Origin of the sequence: Aeromonas rivipollensis (assembly GCF_010974825.1) — a bacterium.
In the GTDB taxonomy this organism is placed as follows: Bacteria; Pseudomonadota; Gammaproteobacteria; order Enterobacterales; family Aeromonadaceae; genus Aeromonas; species Aeromonas rivipollensis.
In genome coordinates, this window is sequence record NZ_JAAILA010000031.1 from 166,098 (window position 1) to 183,768 (window position 17,671).

Here is a 17,671-nt window from a genome sequence, read left to right on the forward strand (position 1 = left end):
GATTGTTTTTTGTTATCAGTCGGGCACCCGGGTCGGTCAGGCCTGAATCAGGCCGCTGAAACCTGAGTGCCGGTCGGTCAGGCCAGCGCCTGGGCCAGCAGGTGGATCGGATGCTCGCAGCGGAACGCCGTGCTCATCTCGATCTGCCATTTACAGGTCTCGCAATCGGTGATCACCAGATCGGGGGAGAGGCGATTGATCTGATCAAAGAGCCCCTCACCTATGGTCTGGCTGGTCTCGTAGTTCTCCGACTTGAAGCCGTAGGTACCGGCGATGCCGCAGCACTGGGAGTCGAGCACGGTCACCTTGACCCCGGGAATGGCGCGCAGCAATTCGAGGGTGTAGATGACGCCCCCCATCTTCTCCATGTGGCAGGGGGTGTGGTAGGCGATGTGCAGATTGAGCGGCTTCATCGCCGGTTTGTTGCCCCGGTAGAACTCGTTCCACAGGAAGCGGGTCACCAGGGAGATGCGATCCCGCACCTTGCGGTTGTCCTGTTCCAGCAGGTGGGGGTATTCGTCCCTCAGGGTGAAGCCGCAGGTGGAGGAGGTGGCCAGCAGCGGCATCTCGTTGCCCAGCAGGCTGTTCTCCATCTGCTTGATGTTGAAGGCCGCCTGCTGCTTGGCCTTGTCCATGAAGCCGTTGGCAATGAGCGGCACGCCGCAGCACTTCTCCCGCTCCAGCAGCTGGACACCAATGTTCATGGCGTTGAGCACCTGCACCAGCTCCTTGCCAAGCTGCGGGTGGTTGTAGTTGACGTAGCAGCCGTGGAAGTAGGCGATCTGGCGCGCAAAGCGGGCCTGAGACTCTTTTTGCTTCTTGTACCAGCCGCGGAAGGTGCCCTGCGAATATTTGGGCAGGTCGCGGTGGGAGGAGACCCCCAGCGCCTTGTCCAGCGCCAGCTTCATCGGCTTGAGCCCCGTGGTGAAGTTGACCACGGGCGCCATCAGGGTGGACATGCTGCCCATCAGATCGGTGTGGGAGAGCACGAACTCGCGGATCCCCGGTTTGAAGCCGCTGTACTGGTGCTTGGCCTTGGCGATGATGTCGCCGATGCGCACCCCGCTTGGGCAGGCCACCTCACAGCGCTTGCAGTTGGTGCAGTGCTTGAGGGCGCTGTCAAAGAGCTCAGGGCTCTTGATCCGCAGCCGCTCCCCGTCGGGCCCGGCCTGCTTGGGGCCCGGGTAGGCGGGGTTGGCCTTGGCCACCGGGCAGTAGGCGGTGCAGACGGTGCATTTGATGCACTGATCGAAGGTTTGATTGGCGTGATCCAGTAGCATGTCAGTTCTCCTCCCGGCGATGATGAAGACACGGGATATGGGACGAAGTAATCATTGGGCCGCGCCCAGGATATGACTGGCGGCCTGCCAGCCGGTGGCGACGGCGACCCCGGAGCCTGAACCTTCTCGCACGGGATCGTAGTGGGCCAGCACGCTGCCGGCGCCATAGAGGTTGGCAAGGGGCTTGCCGCCGCGCAGCACTCGCAGCTGGTCGTCCGTCTTGACCCCGAAGCCCATGAAGGGGTGGTGGTCGAACAGGCGGCGACCGGCCCAGGCGTCGCGCTCGGGGAGGCTCAAGACGTCGGCGTCGAAGATGGGCTCGCGAATGCCCCCAAGGCGGGACTCCAGCCCGCGGCTGAAGAAGCTGCCGGAGGCGAGCACGAAGTGGTCCGCCTCGAACAGCTGATCGTCGCCGTTCTGGCTGTGAACGCCGATCACCCGATCGCCGTCGTAGCGGGCGCCCAGCACCCGCTCGCTGGTGAGGAAGGTGCCGCCGAGGGCCAGGAAGCGGCGCTTGAGCGCCTCCTGCATCCGCATCCCGATGAGGGACGGCGGCATGGTGGCCACCTCCTTGATGGTGCAGCCAGTGCGCGCCTCCAGCTCAGCCAGGCGGGGACCGACCAGTCCGAGCGACAGGCAGGCGGGCAGCACTATATGGCGGCAGCTAGGCTCGCCGCACTCCTGCACCATGCGGCCTATCTCGCGGGCCAGATCCGTCAGCAGGTCCTGCCTGTCGTGTTGCTGTTTGTCAAACAGGCGAGCGATGTCGGCGGAGCGAAACTCGTGGGGATTGCGGCTGAACGCGGCGAGCTGGGGCAGGCGAATTTCACCGGTCAGGATGCGGCAGTGGGCGAAGCGCGCGTGGGTCGCCAGATTGGCGGCCGCCAGCGCCGGGTGGAAGTCGCGAAAGCCCTCGATCGTCGCCAGCAGCAGGACGTCCGGGGCGGGGGCCTCTGTGACGCAGGCGCAGGTCTCGGGGGAGAGCCAGGTGGATTTCAGGGTGCCGATGGGGGTCAGCCGCTGATGGTTGCGCTCCTGGCGAAACAGGGGCAATCCCTGCTCGTGGCAGTGGCGCTGCAGATCCGCGAGGCTAGCCTCTATGTTGGTCAACCCCACCTTGCTGTAGGGGTGATCCGGATGGGCGGCCATAAAGGCGGGCAGGGCGGCGCGAGGGTCGCCTTCGCTTTCCAGCAGATCCACCGAGCCGGAAGAGAAGTGCAGGGCGCTCTGGCCCGAGGCCATCAGCAGGGTCTTCTGGCCCGCCTCAGCCAGACGCAGGGCTGCCGACAGGCCTGCCATGCCGCCGCCTATCACGATAGTGTCAAATTTCATGGCTGCACTCCTTGGCTGGATGGGCTTGACGGGGTCCGGGCGAGGGGAAAGGGGGGATCGCTCACCAGATGGGGCGCCGTCCATTCCCCCAGGCCAAAGAGCCCTTCGTAGATCCAGTAGGTAAACTCGGCTTCGCGCAGGGCATCCCCCCAGAGCACGGGGCGGGTCCCCTTGTAACGCTCCTCGAGGAACTGGCGCAGCATGACGCAGGCCTCACGGCCATCGGCCTTGCCGTACTCCTGCATCAGACCGGCGGCGCGGTAGGCGCACAGCTCCCCCTGACAGGGACCCATGCCGAGGCGGGTACGGCGACGCAGATCCACCAGGTTGTCCACGTCGAGCTCGCGCAGGGCGTATTCGATTTCCCCTGCGGTCACCATCTCGCACTCGCAGATGAGGGCGTTGGCCCTGGGGTTGTCCCGGAAGAAGGCGATGACCCGCTCGCCGTGGCGGTATTGGGCGGAGCCTTCGACCGGCACAGAGAGACCGGGGGCCGAGACCTTCTCCGGATCCCGCGAGCCGGGCAGATTGAGTTCGGCGGTGCGGCAGGGCCGGGAGTTGCCGAGCTTGTTGGCGATGAGATCGGTGGCCCACTCCGCCATCAGGCGGTAGGTCATCAGCTTGCCGCCGGTGATGGTGTTGAAGCCCTTGAGACCGTCGCGATCGCTGTGATCCAGCAGCACTATGCCGCGGCTGATGTTGCGGCCGCTCTCGTCGCCGTCCACCGCCACCAGGGGGCGCACCCCGGCGTAGGCACGCAGCAGACGGGTGCGCGCCATGATGGGGGCAAGCTTGATCCCTTCGCGCAGCAGCACCTCAACCTCTTCGGGTTCGACGGTGAGCTGATCAATCTTGTTGTAATCGATGCGGCTGGACGTGGTGCCGATGAGGGAGATGGTATCGCCCGGCACCAGAATGTCCGCATCCGCCGGCTTGCGGGCGCGGTTGAGCACCAGCTGGTTGATGCGGTAATCCATGATGAGCAGGGAGCCCTTGGCCGGGAACATGCGGATGCCGAGATCGGCGTATTCGCAGATTTGCTGGCCCCAGATGCCGGCGGCGTTGATCACCTCCTGGCACTCCACCTCGAACGCCTCGCCGGTGCGGGTGTTGATGGCCTTGACCCCGTGCACCCGATCTTGAGTGCGCAGCAGCCCCAGCACCTTGCTGTGGGTGAAGATGCGGGCGCCATGTTCTTTGGCATCCAAGACGTTTGCGGCGGCCAGGCGGAAGGGATCAACGGTGCCATCCGGCACATGAATGGCGCCTATCATCGCCGGATTGGCGTTGGGTTCGAGCCGCAGCGCCTCGCGGGGATCCAGCTGGCGTGTCTCTATGCCCGCCAGGGCGCAGGCATCCATGAAGGTACTTTGGAAATGGATGTCATCTTCCGGCAGGGTGAGGAAGAGGCCGCCGGTCGCCTCCACGCAGTGGCTGGCGATCCGCTTGAGGATGCGGTTCTCCTGAATGCACTCGCGGGCGGACTCCGGATCCGTCACCGCGTAGCGAGCCCCCGAATGGAGCAGGCCGTGGTTGCGCCCCGTGGTGCCTGCGGCTATGTCATCCCGCTCCAGCAGGATGCAGTCGATGCCGCGCAGCGCGCAATCGCGCATGATGCCGGCCCCGGTGGCGCCGCCGCCTATGATGACGACTTCTGTGGTTATTCTTTTCATTCTTGCCCGTCTCATCTCGTCCAGATGGGGCCAGTGTGGCGCCTGTCTGGCTTAAAATGTTTGATATGGGCCAAATTAATGTTCGCAAACGCTCACTGATGGTGGGGTTGATGAGCGAACTGTGACCATAGTCACATCCCGATCAGGGCGGGACCTGGGCCGGCACCTCAAAAAAGAGAAAAGCGGGAAGGGGAATACGGGATAGAGCAGAGAGTCGAGAGCAGAAAGTCGAGAGCAAAGAACCGAGCAGAGAGAGGAAGGGGCAGATGGCGGCTCGCCCCTGATGGACGGCGGGGAGGCGATGGCCGCCCTGCAGCAGCGCGGGCCAGGTCCTCAGCCGCAGCACTTCTTGAACTTCTTGCCGCTGCCACAGGGGCAGGGGTCGTTGCGACCGACCCGCAGAGGGACGGGATCCTGCTCGCCCTCGGTGTAGACCCAGCGCCCCTGGTAACGCACGAAGCGGGAGCGCTCATGCAGGCAGTGACGTTCTTCGCCCTCCAAAAACCAGGCCTTGAACTCCACCATGCCGCTCTCATCCGCTGGGCCGCCCTGGGCGGCCAGGATCTCCAGCCCATCCCAGCGGGTGTCGGTGCGGGAGAGCTCCTCCACTGTCAGAGGGCCCAGATAGTCCGGGTGCCAGCTGTGGACCAGGTAGTCGCCGAGCCCCAGCACGAAGGCGCTGTAGCGCGAACGCATCAACTGCTCGGTGGTGGTGGCGGCTTGGCCTTCGTGAAGCGCGCCGCAGCATTGGGGGAGAGAAAGAGAGGATCCGCAAGGACATTGGCTCATGGGTCGGTTCATCGGGTCGATATAGAAGATGGCGGGATTGTAGCGAAAGCGGCCCCCCCTCGGCCAGCATCCCATGCCGATACAGTAGGAACTGAACATCAAGAATAAACAGCAGAAAGGATTACACCATGACACTTAAGCAGAAGATCCTGTTACTGGGGGCCATCCCCGTGCTGCTGATGGCCCTGGTGGTCAACCTCAGCAACTACCTGGTGGCCAGGAGCGACCTGGAGTCCGAGCTGGTGGTGGCGAGGGACAAGGCGGTCAAGGAGCGCAAGGCCCTGCTCAGCAGCTACCTGATGCTTGCCAAGACGGCCATCGACAAGGTCTATGCCGAGCCGGACAGCCCGGAGGCCCGTGCCCGGGTGAAGGAGATCCTGCGCCCCTTGCGTTATGGCAGTGACGGTTACTTCTTCGTCTACGACTTCCAGGGCAATACTCTGCTGCTGCCCACCCGCCCCGAGGTGGAGGGCAAGAACCGCTGGCAGGACAAGGATACCAAGGGCACCTTCCTCATTCAGGGGATAGTCAAGGCGGCCCGTGAGGGGGATGGCTACTCGGAGTACTGGACCAACAAGCCTTCCATAGGGCGGGATGCGCCCAAGCTCTCCTTCAACCTGGTGCTCGACAAGTATCAGTGGGTGGTGGGGACCGGCTTCTACATAGATGACATCGACACCGAGCTGGCGGCCCTGCGCAGCGAGCGCGAGGAGAACATGCACGGCTCCCTGCAGAGCAGCGTGCTGCTCATTCTGGTGATCCTGGGGGTGACCCTGGCGGTGACAGTGGTGCTTGGCAACCGGGTCACCCGGCCGCTGGCGGATGCGGTGGCGGCCCTCAATGACATCGCCGACGGTGAGGGGGATCTGACCCGGCGCCTCAAGGTGCAGAGCGAGGACGAGGTGGGCCAGCTGGCCAGTGCCTTCAACCGCTTCGTGGAGCGGATCCAGTCGGTGGTGAGCCAGGTCGGGGAGACCAGCCATCAGCTGCTGGGGGCCGTGGACAGGTTGCACAGCTTGAGCGAGCACGCCGACCGGCAGATGCACGGCCATGGCCGTGAGACGGATCAGGTGGTCACCGCGGTGACCGAGATGAGTTCCACCGCCCAGGAAGTGGCGGCCAGCGCCTCCAACGCAGCCACGGCCACCAGCGACGCGGCGCGGGAATCCGATGCGGCCCGTGAGGTGGTGGGCAGTGCCATCGGCAGCATCAACCGCCTGGTGGAGGAGGTGCACACCGCCTCCGGGGTCATCGAGCAGCTGGCCCAGGAGACCGGCAAGATAGGATCCGTGGTGGAGGTGATACGCGGCATCGCCGACCAGACCAACCTGCTGGCCCTGAATGCGGCCATAGAGGCGGCCCGGGCCGGTGAGCAGGGGCGCGGCTTTGCGGTGGTGGCGGACGAGGTGCGATCCCTGGCCGGTCGCACCCAGCAGAGCACCAAGGAGATCAACGAGATGCTGCAACGGCTGCAGGGGGGCGTGCGCCAGGCGGTGGAGGTAATGCAGGCGAGCGAGGCGCGCAGCCAGGAGACGGTGCAGGAGGCGAGCCACATTGCCAGCTCCCTCGACAGCATGGTGACGGCGGTCAGTACCATCAACGACATGAACATCCAGATAGCGACCGCCGCCGAGGAGCAGCATGCGGTCTCCGAGGAGATCAACAAGAACCTGGTGGCCATACAGCAGATCGTCAGCGAGCTGACCGAGGCCGCCGGGGAGTCCAATACCACCACCCGCGCCCTGGCCGGTACGGGTGACAAATTGCGTCAACTCGTCTCCCGCTTCCGTTACTAGTCACATTTTTGCCGTCTGGACGTCATTTCCAGACGGCAAATTTGGGGATCGGCGCAGAATGTGGGAAAATCGCGCCATTCGTTCCTTTCGTTAGCCCCTACCCTATGAATGAGATCGTGAAAGGCAGTATCGATTTGATCCGTCAGCTCAACTACGGCCTGGTCTACGCCAGCCTGGAAGAGCACAAGGAACTGTCCCGTACCGATCTGTCCCGTTTGACCGGCCTCTCACCGGCCAGCATCACCAAGATCACCCGCGAACTGCTCGATGGCGGTCTGGTGGTCACCTGTGGCGAGAGCTCGGTGGGCCGCGGCCGTCGTCAGACCCTGCTGCGCATCAACGAGCGCCGCTTCCAGTTTCTCTCCATGCGTCTTGGCCGCGGCTACGTGGACATGGCCCTGTTCGATCTCGCCGGTCACTCCCTGGCGCGCCATCGCCACCTCTTCAGCGAGTCGGAACGCGAAGACCTGCTGGCCAGCCTGGTGCGGGCCATCGAGGGCTTCTTGCCGAAGAAGGCCCTGCGGCTGGCCTGCATCGCCCTCTGCCTGCCCGGGCAGGTGGAGCGCCACTCCGGCATGGTCAAGCACTTCCCCTTCTACGATCTGCGCAACTGGCCCCTTGGTCCGACCCTGCAAGAGGCCTTCGAGGTGCCCGTGCTGGTGAGCGGCGACGTGCGCACCTGGATCCAGGCCGAGCGGGAGTGGGGCGCCGCCAGGAACTGCGCCGATGCGGTGCTGGTGTTCGTCCACAACGACATAGGGGTGGGCATGGTGGTCAACGGCCAGCTCATCGAGAGCGAGTCGGCCCTGCTCGGGGATCTCAGCCACCTGCAGCTCGAACCCTATGGCCAGCGCTGCTACTGCGGCGGCTTCGGCTGCGCCTGCACCCTGGTCACCAACCAGGCCCTGGAGGCCCAGTACCGGGACCTGCGCGAGCGGATGCAGGAGCATGATCTGCCGGCGAGCGTCAACATCCGCGAGCTGTGCGAGCTGGCGCTGGCGGGCAACAGCCTGTGCCAGGACATACTGCATCAGGCGGCGGGCCGGCTCTCCCGGGTGCTTGCCAACCTCATCTGCCTGCTCAACCCGGGCAAGCTGCTGCTGGGGGGGGAGATCACCCGGGCCGATCGGCTGCTGTTCCCCATGCTGCACCAGTCCCTGGCGAGCCAGCTGCCGGCGGAATACCTGGTGCGCCTGCAGATCGAGTCCACCCATTTTTACGAAGATCCCACCAAGCCCACCTCGGTGCAGGTGCACAAGGCCCTGCGGGATGGCAGCCTGCTGCTCGACCTGTTGCGAGGTGACAGGGAGGCATGAGGCTCGGGTTGCAAGGACGCATCCTGCTCATGCTCTGCCTGGTCAGCCTGCTGCAACTGGTGTTGCTGAGCGGGGCCAGCTACTACTACGTCGCCGAGCAGCGCTACCGGGAGGTGGGGGATCAGGCCCTGGACGTGGCGCGGCTGGTGGCCCGTGAGCCCGGCGTCATCGCCGGGGTGAAGCGGGTCGATAGCGCGCGGCTCAACGTGCTGGTGGAGCGGATGCGGGCCGAGGTCGGCGCCAGCTACATCGTCATCGGCGATGAGGAGGCGCGCCGCCTGGTGCACCCTAATGCGGACCGGATAGGCAAACCCATGATGGGGGACGATCCTGCCCGCGCCCTGCAGGGGGAGTTCTACATCTCCCGCGCGCAAGGCTCCCTCGGGGTCTCGGTGCGCGGCAAGGGGCCCATCCGGGATGAGATGGGCAGGGTCATAGGCGTGGTCTCGGTCGGTTATCTGGTGCGGGACATAGAGGCGGACCTGCAGGGCTTCCTGCGCTTTGGCCTCGCCATGACCCTGCTCATAGTGCTGCTCAACAGCGCCGCCGCAGCCTGGCTGGCCAAACGCTACAAGCGGGCCCTGCTGGGGTTTGAGCCCGAGCAGATAGGGCGTCTCTATGCGGAGCTCGACTGCACCCTGCGCACAGTGCGCGAGGGGATACTCACCATAGATGAGCAAGGCAGGCTCACCTCCCTCAACCCCAACGGCATCCGGCTGCTGCGCCTCGATGAGCGGGCCGCGCAGGCCGCCATAGGCCAGCCCGTCACCCGCTTGCTGCCCGGCAGCCGCATGCTCTCTCTCATTCAGGATCCCCGGCCCCAGTATGACGAGGAGATAGTGCTCAACGGTCAGTCCCTCATCGTCAACCGGCTGCCCCTGGTGCAGGAGGGCAGGCTGATCGGCGCCGTCTCGAGTTTTCGACGCAAGGACGAGCTGGCCGAGCTCAGTGCCCAGCTCTCCCAGGTGCAGGCCTACAGCGATCTGCTGCGGGTGCAGACCCACGAACACAACAACCAGCTCGGCACCATAGCCGGTCTCATCGAGCTGGGCGCCACCCGGGAGGCGCTCGCCTTCATCGGCCGGGAGGCGGCCACCGAGCAGACCTTGCTGAGCTTTTTGATGGGGGCCATCGCCAAGCCCAAGGTGGCGGGCCTGCTGCTTGGCAAGTACCACAGGGCCCATGAGCTGGGACTGGTGCTGGAAGTGGACCCGGATTCCCGCCTGCACGACATTCCCGCCCGGGTCAGCGGCTCCCAGTTGGTGACCCTGCTTGGCAACCTCATCGACAACGCCTTCGAGGCGACCCGCCGCCACGGCGCCCCCTACCAGCCGATCCGGGTCTCATTGAGCGATCTCGGCCAGGATCTCATCCTGGAGGTGGAGGACGGGGCCGGCGGCGTCGATCCCCGGTTGGCGGACAGCCTGTTCGAGCGCGGGGTCAGCAGCAAGGCGGAGCCCGGCCACGGCATAGGGCTGGCCCTGGTGCGCAAGACCCTGGATGCCCTGCAGGGGACCATCACCATAGAAGCCACGGCGCAGGGAAGTTGCGTCGTTTGTTACATTCCCAAGGAGGTGTGAGTGATCAAGATCCTGATCGTCGAGGATGATCCGGCCATTGCCGAGATCCACCGTCGCTTCGTGCAGCGGCTGGCGGGGTTCGAGGTGCTGGGGGTGGCGCTCACCCTGTTCGATGCCAGAGAGCAGATAGCCATACTCAAGCCCGATCTGGTGCTGCTGGATGTGTGGCTGCCGGACGGGGAGGGCTTCTCCCTGTTGCGGGAGCTACGCCAGAGCGGGGCCCACCTCGATGTCATCCTGCTCACCGCCGCCCGTGAGGCCGCGGCACTGCAGGAGGCGATGCGCCTCGGGGTGGTGGATTTCATCTTGAAACCCGTGGTGTTCGAGCGACTGCGCGATACCCTGGGCAACTATGCCGAGAGCCGCGCCGCGCTGGCGGCCCTGGCGGACATCGATCAGCAGGCGGTGGATGCGCTCTTTGGCACCCCGCTGCAACAGGTGGCGGCGGGCGGCCTGCCCAAGGGGATTGACGCCCTCACCCTGCAACGGGTACTGGCGGCCCTGAACCCGCAGGGGGCCAGCGCCGAGGAGATAGGCAATCGGGTCGGGGTGAGCCGCACCACGGCGCGCCGCTACCTGGAGTTTCTGGTGGGTCAGCAACTCGCGAGCCCCGAGCTCGAATACGGCACCGTCGGGCGGCCGGAGCGGCGCTACCGCCAGCGTTGAGTGGCGGGTTCTAACCCCAAAAAAAAGAGCGCCTGTTGGCGCTCTTCTTGTGATGGCTGGGATCAGGTCGGGTCGGATTGCAGGGTCGCTACCGGCGTGCGACGAGCCTGCCACCACTGCCAGAGCGGCAGCAACAGCATCACCAGGGTGATCAGGGTGAAGCCCAGGGTGATGGGGCGCTCCCACAGGAAGCTCAGGGAGCCGTCGTTGATCACCAGGGCCCGGCGCAGGTTGTCCTCCAGCATGCCCCCCAGGATGAAGCCGAGCAGCATGGGGGCCATGGGGAAGTCCAGCAGGCGCAGCCCTATGGCCACCAGGGCCACCAGCACCATCACATAGATGTCCATGGTGTTGAAGGAGACCAGATAGACCCCGATCAGCGAGAACAGCAGCACCATGGGGATGAGCACGGGGCGCGGCACTTGCAGTATCTTGGCCAGATAGGGAATGAGCGGCAGGTTGAGGATCAGCAGCACCACGTTGCCCAGATACATGGAGATGATCACCGACCAGAACACATCCGGGTGCTCCATGAAGAGGCGCGGGCCAGGCTGGATGCCGTAGGCGATGAGGGCCCCCAGCATCAGGGCCGTGGTGCCGGAGCCCGGGATCCCCAGGGTCAGCAGCGGCACGAAGGCCCCGCTGGAGGCGGCGTTGTTGGCCGCTTCCGGCGCGGCTATGCCGGTCAGGCTGCCCTTGCCAAACTCGTCCCGTTTGCCCTTGCGGGCGAAGTTGCGCTCGGCCCCATAGGCCATGAAGGAGGCGATGGTGGCACCGGCTCCCGGCAGCACGCCGATGAGGAACCCCAGCACAGAGGAGCGGGCTATGGGGGGCGCTATCTCCTTCACCTCGTCCCGGCTCAGCTTGAGGGAGCCGAGTTGCTGCATCTTGCTCGCCTCCTCCTGGCTGGTGTCCTTGCCCGGGCGCAGCACCGTCATCAGGATCTCCGCCAGGGCGAAGGTGGCCATGGCCAGCAGCAGGAAGGAGAAGCCATCGCGCAAGTCCGGCAGGCCGAAGGTGAATCTGTCCACCCCGACGCTGCGGTCGATGCCGACGGTGGAGATCATGATGCCAAACAGCGCCATGATCAGCGCCTTGAGCACCTGGCCCTTGCCGGCGAAGGCCGCCACCGCGGAGAGCCCGAGCACCATGAGGGCGAAGTAGTCCGCCGACTGGAAGGAGAGGGAGACCTTGGCGAGCAGGGGGGCCGCCACCATCAGGAAGATGGCCGACAGGGTGCCGCCGACGAAGGAGGCGTAGGCGGCGATGGCCAGCGCCTTGCCCGCCTGCCCCTTGCAGGCCAGCGGATAGCCGTCGATGGCGGTGATCATGCTGGCGGAGCAGCCCGGGGTGTTGATCAGGATGGAGGCGGTGGAGCCGCCGAACATGGAGCCGTAATAGACCCCGGCCATCAAGATGATGCCGGAGGCCGGATCCAGCCCGTAGGTGATGGGGATCATCAGGGCGATGGCGGTGACCGGGCCCAGCCCCGGCAGCATGCCGATGAAGGTGCCGACGAAGCAACCGACCACCACCATGAAGAGGTTGATGGGCATCATGGCGGTGCCGAGCCCTTGCAGGATTCCGTCTAACATGGGTTCTCCTTATCCCAGCAGCTGGGTGAACAGCCGACCCGGCTCGAGATAGACATTGAGCCCCTTGGTCAGCAGGGCCCAGAAGATGAGGGTGAAAGGTATGCTCACCTTGCAGGCGAAGGCGAGGCTACGCTCGCCCATCAGCAGTATGCCGGCGATGAGGAACAAGATGGTGGCGATAAGGAAGCCGAGCCAGCCGAGGGCCAGGCCATAGACCAGCATCAGCCCCAGCAGGGCGAACACCAGTCGCCAGTTGCCGGACTCCTTGCCCAGTCGCTCTCCTCCCGGCGAGCAGATCAGGATCAGGGAGAGCAGGACCCCGACACCCGCCAGGGCATAGGGCAGGGTGCTGGCGGTAAAGGGTTCATATTCGTCCCCCGGGTAACCGGGGATCTGGGTGGCGTGATAGCCGTAGGCGAGGGAGAGCAGCAAAAACAGCAGCCCCCCGAACCTTTCCTTGGTCAGTCGCATGATGACTCCGATGGGCGGGCCTGGCCCGCCACGGGCTGAGGGTTACTTGATGAAGCCGAGCTCGCGCATCAGGCCGCCAATTTGCTGCTCCTGACTGTTGAGGAAGGCAGTGAACTCGGGACCGGCCTGATACTGGTTGATCCAGCTGTTGCGCGCGCGCACCACTTCCCACTCCGGCTTGTCGTACATCTGCTTGAGCAGGGCGGCGAACTCGGCGGACTGCTCGGGACTGACGTCGGGGGAGGCGAAGTAGCCACGCCAGTTGGCAAAGACGGTGGGGTTGCCCTGCTCGGAGAAGGTGGGCACCTGGCTGGCGTCCGGCATCCGCTCCGGGGCGGTGACGCCGAGGATCCGCATCTGGCCGGACTTGACCGCCTCCATCGCCTCGCCAAAGCCGGTGGAGAGCACCTGGGTTTCCCCCGCCAGCACAGCCGCCATGGCACTGCCTCCGGCGTCATAGGCCACGTAGCGCAGCTTGCCGGCATCGGCTCCCGCATTCTTGAAGGTCATGGCCGCCACCAGGTGATCCAGGCTGCCGCGGGCTGAGCCGCCGGCAATCTTCACCTTGGCGGGATTGGCTTCATAGGCGGCCAGCAACTGGGCCCAGTTCTGATAGGGGGAGTCCAGGGGCACCGCCAGCGCCTGATAGTCGGCGATGATGGCGGCGACCGGGGTGAGATCCCGGAAGGATTGCGGCAGCTCCTTGGAGAGGGACTTGACGATGATGGGGGTGGAGTTGACCAGCAGCGTCTTGTCGGACTGGGCCGAGGTCTCGATAAGGTGGGCGATCGCCTTGGCGCCGCCGCCGGCCGAGATGTTCTGGTAGGAGGCTGTGGTGATGAGGCCGGACTTGGTGAGGGCCTCGCCGGTGCCACGGGCCGTGTTGTCCCAGCCGCCGCCGGCGCCGCCCGGGATCAGGAAGTGGACTTCGTCTATCTTGGCCTGGACGCCGAGGCTGGCGCCCAGCAGGCAGCAGAGCAGGGTGCGCTTGAAGGTTCCTTGCAACATGGTGTTCTCCTTGTGATTGTTGCGAGGAGGTTAATTAATCGTGTCTGATTGGAAAACAATCTGGCCGTAATGGCTATTAAGGCTGTTGTGCCCATTCTGTTCATTCTGGTCATGGGGAGAAGGGGTCTTTTCGCCTAAAAAGAGGCGGGGCTCGCCTCTGCTGAAGAGGGAGCCCCGCCTGCGGCTGGTCTTGGTTTGAGCTGCCTATGATTTCTCTGCCGCCGAGACTTTCTCGACCATCTTCTCCTGCTGTTTGAGAGTCTCTGTGGCCTGCTCCTTGAGCTGCAACTGCTCCATCACCAGCTTGTAGGCGATGTAGTACTTGTAGATGTTGCCCACATAGGTCACTGTCTCCGGGCCAATTTTCTCCGCCGCCACGTACTCGACGTTGTGGAACCACACATTGGGATCCAGCCCCCGCTTCTTGGCCTCGGCCCGCAGCCGCGCCACCCGGGCGGGACCGGCGTTGTAGGAGGCAAACGAGAACAGCGCCTTGTCGAGGGCCGTCATGGGCTCGTCGGCGTAGTAGTGATCTATCATCCAGCGCATGTATTTGACGCCGCCGTGGATGTTGGGCTCGAGCTGGCGGATGTCCCCCACCTTGAGCCCCTTCCCTGTGGCGGGCATGATCTGCATGATGCCGATGGCGCCGACGTGGCTGCGCGCCTTCTGGTTGAGGGCCGACTCCTGATAGCCCTGAGCCGCGATCAACAGCCAGTCCACGTCGTATTTGCCGCCGTATTCACGAAACAGCTCCACCACCTGCAGGAATTTCTTGCGCTCTGCCTCGGCGGCCGCGCTCTTGATGAATTTGTTCTGCTTGAGGTAGCGGGCCAGGATGGCCTCGCCGGTGGCCTTGCCCCGCAGCGCCTTGATCTGTTCGTTGAGCATGGTGAGCAGTTGGGGGCTCTCATTGCGTACCGCCCAGGCGATGATGCCGCCGTCGCGGAACACCGGCTCTTCGTGGATCTGGATAGCCGGGAAGATCTTCTGCCAGAAGCGGGCCTTGTGCTCATCCATGACGATGAAGGGGAGCAGGCCCGCATTGACCATCTCCACCAGATCTTCATCCTCCAGCACCTCGGAGGCGGGCTGGATGTCGATGAGGGGCTCCCCCGCCTCCTTGCGCGCCTGGTTGTAGGCCATGAGGCTCTCGAAGTAGCTGGAGGAGGGCCTGACATAGATGCTCTTGCCTCCCAGATCGGCGGCGCTCTCCACCTTGGGGGAGTCCGGCCCCGAGATGAGCAGCTCGCGCACGTTCTCGATGAGGGGGGCGCTGAACTCCACGCCTTGCTGCTTGCGCTTGTCCGTGATGGTGAGGTTGGCGGCTGCGATGTCCCCCTTGCCGTCAATGAGGGCCTTCAGCAGGTTTTCCCTGGCGACCGGAATGAAGACGAAGTTCAGCTTGAGGTGGCGCTTGATGGCCTTGTCCTTGCGCAGTTGCTCGTTGAGCCGTTTTTCAACCTGCATGAAGGCGTCGTAGGTGACCCCCCGTTGCACCCCTTTGTGGATGAAGTAGCCGGTCTTGTTGTAGGTGGTCAGCACCCTGATGGTGCGCCGCTCCATCATGGCGTCGAGATCCCCCAACATGGGCTTGGCGAGCTCCTCGCTGGCGAAGCTGAGGGCGCTGCGCTCCTCTGCTTCGGTTGCCGCCTTGTCCGCTTCGGCACTCCAGGCCAGTGGCAGGGAGCCCAGTACCCAAAAAAGGAAAATCCATAAGCGTTTCATAAAGATCACCTCACTCGTTTTACTGAGTGTAAGTGCCGCGCAGGGGGGGCTTTAGCTCTTTGAGTTTCATAGACGCCATCTGATAGCACGATTCTTGCTATCCAGCGCCGAGCCCCCATTGGCCATTGAAAGCCCTCAGCCCCGCCAACAAAAGAGGGAGCCCATGGGCTCCCTCTTTGCGGTTTACATCCTGTCAAGGCGACCCGGGCTAGAACCAGAAGCCGATGATGAAGGAGCCCGCCAGGGTCAGCATCACGTTGGCCACCGCATAGGTGCCGGCGTAGCCGAGCGCCGGAATCGAGCTGTTGGCGGCCTCGTTGACCACATCCATGGCCGGGGCGCAGGTACGGGCCCCGGTGATGGCCCCGAGCAGCAGGGCCGGGTTCATTTTCAGTACCCAGACCCCGAACAGGTAGCCCACCAGCACCGGCAAGGTGGTCACCAGCATGCCGGAGAAGAGCACCACCACCCCCACCTCGCTGAGGTGATCCAGGATGCCGCCACCGGCCTTCAGGCCAGTGCTCACCATAAAGACCGCGAGGCCGAGATCCTTGGCCAGGCGCAGCGCCCCCGGCGGCACATAGCCGACGGTGGGGTGGTTGGCCCTCAGGTAACCCATCAGGATGCCCGCCAGCAGCAGGCCGACGGCGTTGCCGAGACCGAACTCTATCTGGCCGAACACCAGGGAGACGGAGCCGATGAGCAGGCCCAGCACGAAGAAGGTGGTGAAGGCCACCAGATCCGTGGTCTGGCTGTGGATGCTGATGAAGCCTATCTTGTTGGCCAGCAGTTTTACCCGCTGCTTCTCGCCGCTAATCTGCAGCACGTCGCCCTTTTGCAGCATGATGTTGCGATCGAACGGCATCTCGATCTGGGAGCGCACCACCCGGTTGAGGAAGCAGCCCTTCTCGGTGAGGTTGAGCTCCACCAGATGGCGGCCCACCACTGAATCGTTCTTCACCACTATCTCTTCGGTGACTATCTGCAGGTCCAGCAGGTTGCGATCAAACACCTCCTTGCCGTTGCGGTAGTTGACGTCCAGCTTCTCGTGGCTCTCGGGATAGCCCACCAGGGCGATCTCGTCCCCTTCCTGAATGACGGCATCGCCATCGGGGCTGGCCAGAATACCGTTGCGACGGATCCGCTCCACATAGCAGCCGGTGTGGGGGTAGATGCCGGTTTCGCGCAGGGTGCGGCCACCTATCCAGGCGGCCAGCTCGGGGCCGACCCTGTAGGCGCGGATGATGGGCAGATAGGTCTTGCGACTCTCGCTGTCGGAGAGTCCCCGCTCGCGGGCTATCTTTTGCGCCTCGGTATTGAGGTCGAGGCGAGCCAGGGAGGGGAGGTAGCGCACCACCAGCATCAGCCCCACCAGGCCCACCAGGTAGGTCAGGGCGTAGCCTATCCCCATGTTGTCGAGCACGGGTTGCATGTCGGTGCCGTGGGGCAGGTTGAGCAGGCCGCTGCGCAGGGCATCCTGGGCCCCTACCAGCGCCGGGGTCGAGGTGAGCGACCCCGCCAGTATCCCCGCCGCCATGCCGGGCCCCAGGTTGAAGAACTTGGCCAGTCCCACCGTCAGCAGCAAGGCGGTCAGCAGGATCACCAGGGTCAGGGTGATGTAGTGGATGCCGTCGCGCAGGAAGACGCTGAAGAAGTGAGGGCCAGCCTCGATCCCCACACAGAAAATGAACAGCATGAAGCCGACGTTCTCGGTCGAGGTGGAGAACTGGAACCCCATCTGGCCAAACAGCAGGGCGGTGAACAGCACCCCTATGGTGTTGCCAATCTGGAAGTTGCCGATGCGCACCTTGCCCAGCAACAGGCCGAAGGCCAGCACCACGAACAGCAGCAGGGAGTCGCTTTGATGTAGCAGTGTCACGAAATCTATGGTCATGCCCGGAAAAACCGAGGAAAAAAGTGGGGCCGATATTGTGCCGTATCCCTCATCAAGAAAGAAGCGCGAAAGCGGATTAACAGCCAGTTAAGTGCTGGTCTCCCCGGGGAGGGGAGGGATGCGCGGGCGACTTGGGGAAAATACCTCTATTTTCCGCTGCCGTTCTCGCTGTCAATGAGTGATTTCTGCTGTCGGCGGGGGAAGGCGTGACAGCCCTGTGGACAATTTATTACCTGCTGCGCAGGGGGCGATTGAGCATGGTTTTCAGCATTTTTGACTGGTGTTGATAGAGGGATGCAAAGGAACCCTTTTTGCCGTTGGGGGGAGGCTGACCCATGGCACGGGGCATGGCGAAAAAAAAGCGGGAGAAAGAGGATGTCTCGCCCCCGTCCGACCCATTTAGGGGGGAGGGCAAAAACAGGAGAAAATGGGGGGCTAGGTGTGTCGCCTCGCCAAAGCGGAGACAATCGCTGCCAACCTAGGCCTGCATTGGGTTTGGCACACTTACCCACAGAAACTGTGGATAACCCTGTTCATGAAACT

The 17,671-nt window shown here is 64.1% G+C and carries 13 protein-coding genes; 4 read left to right on the forward strand and 9 right to left on the reverse strand.

Going from position 1 to position 17,671, the window contains the following annotated elements:
* Window positions 1–77: 77 nt before the first annotated feature.
* The 4 genes from glpC to G4923_RS17965 all read right to left on the reverse strand — a co-directional run bounded on the left by glpC (window position 78) and on the right by G4923_RS17965 (window position 5,074).
* The gene (gene glpC / locus G4923_RS17950; protein ID WP_163137869.1) at window positions 78–1,280 is read right to left on the reverse strand and encodes an anaerobic glycerol-3-phosphate dehydrogenase subunit GlpC; all 1,203 of its coding nucleotides are present in this window, start codon (window positions 1,278–1,280) and stop codon (window positions 78–80) included.
* A gap of 51 nt (window positions 1,281–1,331) precedes the next feature.
* Entirely contained in the window at window positions 1,332–2,612 is a 1,281-nt protein-coding gene (gene glpB / locus G4923_RS17955; RefSeq protein WP_163137870.1) for a glycerol-3-phosphate dehydrogenase subunit GlpB, read from the reverse strand.
* Entirely contained in the window at window positions 2,609–4,285 is a 1,677-nt protein-coding gene (gene glpA / locus G4923_RS17960; RefSeq protein WP_163137871.1) for an anaerobic glycerol-3-phosphate dehydrogenase subunit A, read from the reverse strand. Before glpA ends, glpB begins: the two co-directional genes overlap by 4 nt.
* Before the next feature lie 333 nt (window positions 4,286–4,618).
* Window positions 4,619–5,074: a YchJ family protein gene (locus tag G4923_RS17965; protein WP_163137872.1), complete on the reverse strand. Its 456-nt coding sequence runs from the start codon at window positions 5,072–5,074 to the stop codon at window positions 4,619–4,621.
* A gap of 128 nt (window positions 5,075–5,202) precedes the next feature.
* Here G4923_RS17965 and G4923_RS17970 point away from each other — a divergent pair, with 128 nt between their 5' ends.
* The 4 genes from G4923_RS17970 to G4923_RS17985 all read left to right on the forward strand — a co-directional run bounded on the left by G4923_RS17970 (window position 5,203) and on the right by G4923_RS17985 (window position 10,432).
* Entirely contained in the window at window positions 5,203–6,870 is a 1,668-nt protein-coding gene (locus G4923_RS17970; protein WP_163137873.1) for a methyl-accepting chemotaxis protein, read from the forward strand.
* A gap of 104 nt (window positions 6,871–6,974) precedes the next feature.
* Window positions 6,975–8,186: an ROK family protein gene (locus tag G4923_RS17975; protein ID WP_106886644.1), complete on the forward strand. Its 1,212-nt coding sequence runs from the start codon at window positions 6,975–6,977 to the stop codon at window positions 8,184–8,186.
* Window positions 8,183–9,766, forward strand: a complete 1,584-nt coding sequence (locus tag G4923_RS17980; protein WP_163137874.1) for an ATP-binding protein — start codon at window positions 8,183–8,185, stop codon at window positions 9,764–9,766. Before G4923_RS17975 ends, G4923_RS17980 begins: the two co-directional genes overlap by 4 nt.
* Complete coding sequence (locus G4923_RS17985; protein ID WP_163137875.1) at window positions 9,767–10,432, forward strand: response regulator; 666 nt, start codon at window positions 9,767–9,769, stop codon at window positions 10,430–10,432.
* A gap of 62 nt (window positions 10,433–10,494) precedes the next feature.
* Here G4923_RS17985 and G4923_RS17990 read toward each other — a convergent pair whose 3' ends face one another.
* The 5 genes from G4923_RS17990 to G4923_RS18010 all read right to left on the reverse strand — a co-directional run bounded on the left by G4923_RS17990 (window position 10,495) and on the right by G4923_RS18010 (window position 17,128).
* On the reverse strand, window positions 10,495–12,027 hold the full coding sequence (locus G4923_RS17990) for a tripartite tricarboxylate transporter permease (protein ID WP_163137876.1): 1,533 nt from the start codon (window positions 12,025–12,027) through the stop codon (window positions 10,495–10,497).
* Window positions 12,028–12,036: 9 nt separating this feature from the next.
* Window positions 12,037–12,498, reverse strand: coding sequence for a tripartite tricarboxylate transporter TctB family protein (locus tag G4923_RS17995; protein WP_163137877.1), 462 nt, complete (start codon window positions 12,496–12,498; stop codon window positions 12,037–12,039).
* 42 nt (window positions 12,499–12,540) lie between these two features.
* A complete protein-coding gene (locus tag G4923_RS18000; protein WP_005327879.1) occupies window positions 12,541–13,506 on the reverse strand; it encodes a tripartite tricarboxylate transporter substrate binding protein in 966 nt (321 codons plus the stop codon).
* Between the two features lie 204 nt (window positions 13,507–13,710).
* Window positions 13,711–15,234, reverse strand: a complete 1,524-nt coding sequence (locus tag G4923_RS18005) for an MltF family protein (protein ID WP_163137878.1) — start codon at window positions 15,232–15,234, stop codon at window positions 13,711–13,713.
* 208 nt (window positions 15,235–15,442) lie between these two features.
* Complete coding sequence (locus tag G4923_RS18010; RefSeq protein WP_025327138.1) at window positions 15,443–17,128, reverse strand: aspartate:alanine antiporter; 1,686 nt, start codon at window positions 17,126–17,128, stop codon at window positions 15,443–15,445.
* Window positions 17,129–17,671 lie beyond the last annotated feature (543 nt).

Excerpts from the sequence above, each read along its gene's own strand:
- glpC (WP_163137869.1), bottom strand. The coding sequence starts at position 1,280 with ATGCTACTGGATCACGCCAATCAAACCTTCGATCAGTGCATCAAATGC.
- glpB (WP_163137870.1), bottom strand. The coding sequence starts at position 2,612 with ATGAAATTTGACACTATCGTGATAGGCGGCGGCATGGCAGGCCTGTCG.
- glpA (WP_163137871.1), bottom strand. The coding sequence starts at position 4,285 with ATGAAAAGAATAACCACAGAAGTCGTCATCATAGGCGGCGGCGCCACC.
- G4923_RS17965 (WP_163137872.1), bottom strand. The coding sequence starts at position 5,074 with ATGAGCCAATGTCCTTGCGGATCCTCTCTTTCTCTCCCCCAATGCTGC.
- G4923_RS17970 (WP_163137873.1), top strand. The coding sequence starts at position 5,203 with ATGACACTTAAGCAGAAGATCCTGTTACTGGGGGCCATCCCCGTGCTG.
- G4923_RS17975 (WP_106886644.1), top strand. The coding sequence starts at position 6,975 with ATGAATGAGATCGTGAAAGGCAGTATCGATTTGATCCGTCAGCTCAAC.
- G4923_RS17980 (WP_163137874.1), top strand. The coding sequence starts at position 8,183 with ATGAGGCTCGGGTTGCAAGGACGCATCCTGCTCATGCTCTGCCTGGTC.
- G4923_RS17990 (WP_163137876.1), bottom strand. The coding sequence starts at position 12,027 with ATGTTAGACGGAATCCTGCAAGGGCTCGGCACCGCCATGATGCCCATC.
- G4923_RS17995 (WP_163137877.1), bottom strand. The coding sequence starts at position 12,498 with ATGCGACTGACCAAGGAAAGGTTCGGGGGGCTGCTGTTTTTGCTGCTC.
- G4923_RS18000 (WP_005327879.1), bottom strand. The coding sequence starts at position 13,506 with ATGTTGCAAGGAACCTTCAAGCGCACCCTGCTCTGCTGCCTGCTGGGC.
- G4923_RS18005 (WP_163137878.1), bottom strand. The coding sequence starts at position 15,234 with ATGAAACGCTTATGGATTTTCCTTTTTTGGGTACTGGGCTCCCTGCCA.
- G4923_RS18010 (WP_025327138.1), bottom strand. The coding sequence starts at position 17,128 with ATGACCATAGATTTCGTGACACTGCTACATCAAAGCGACTCCCTGCTG.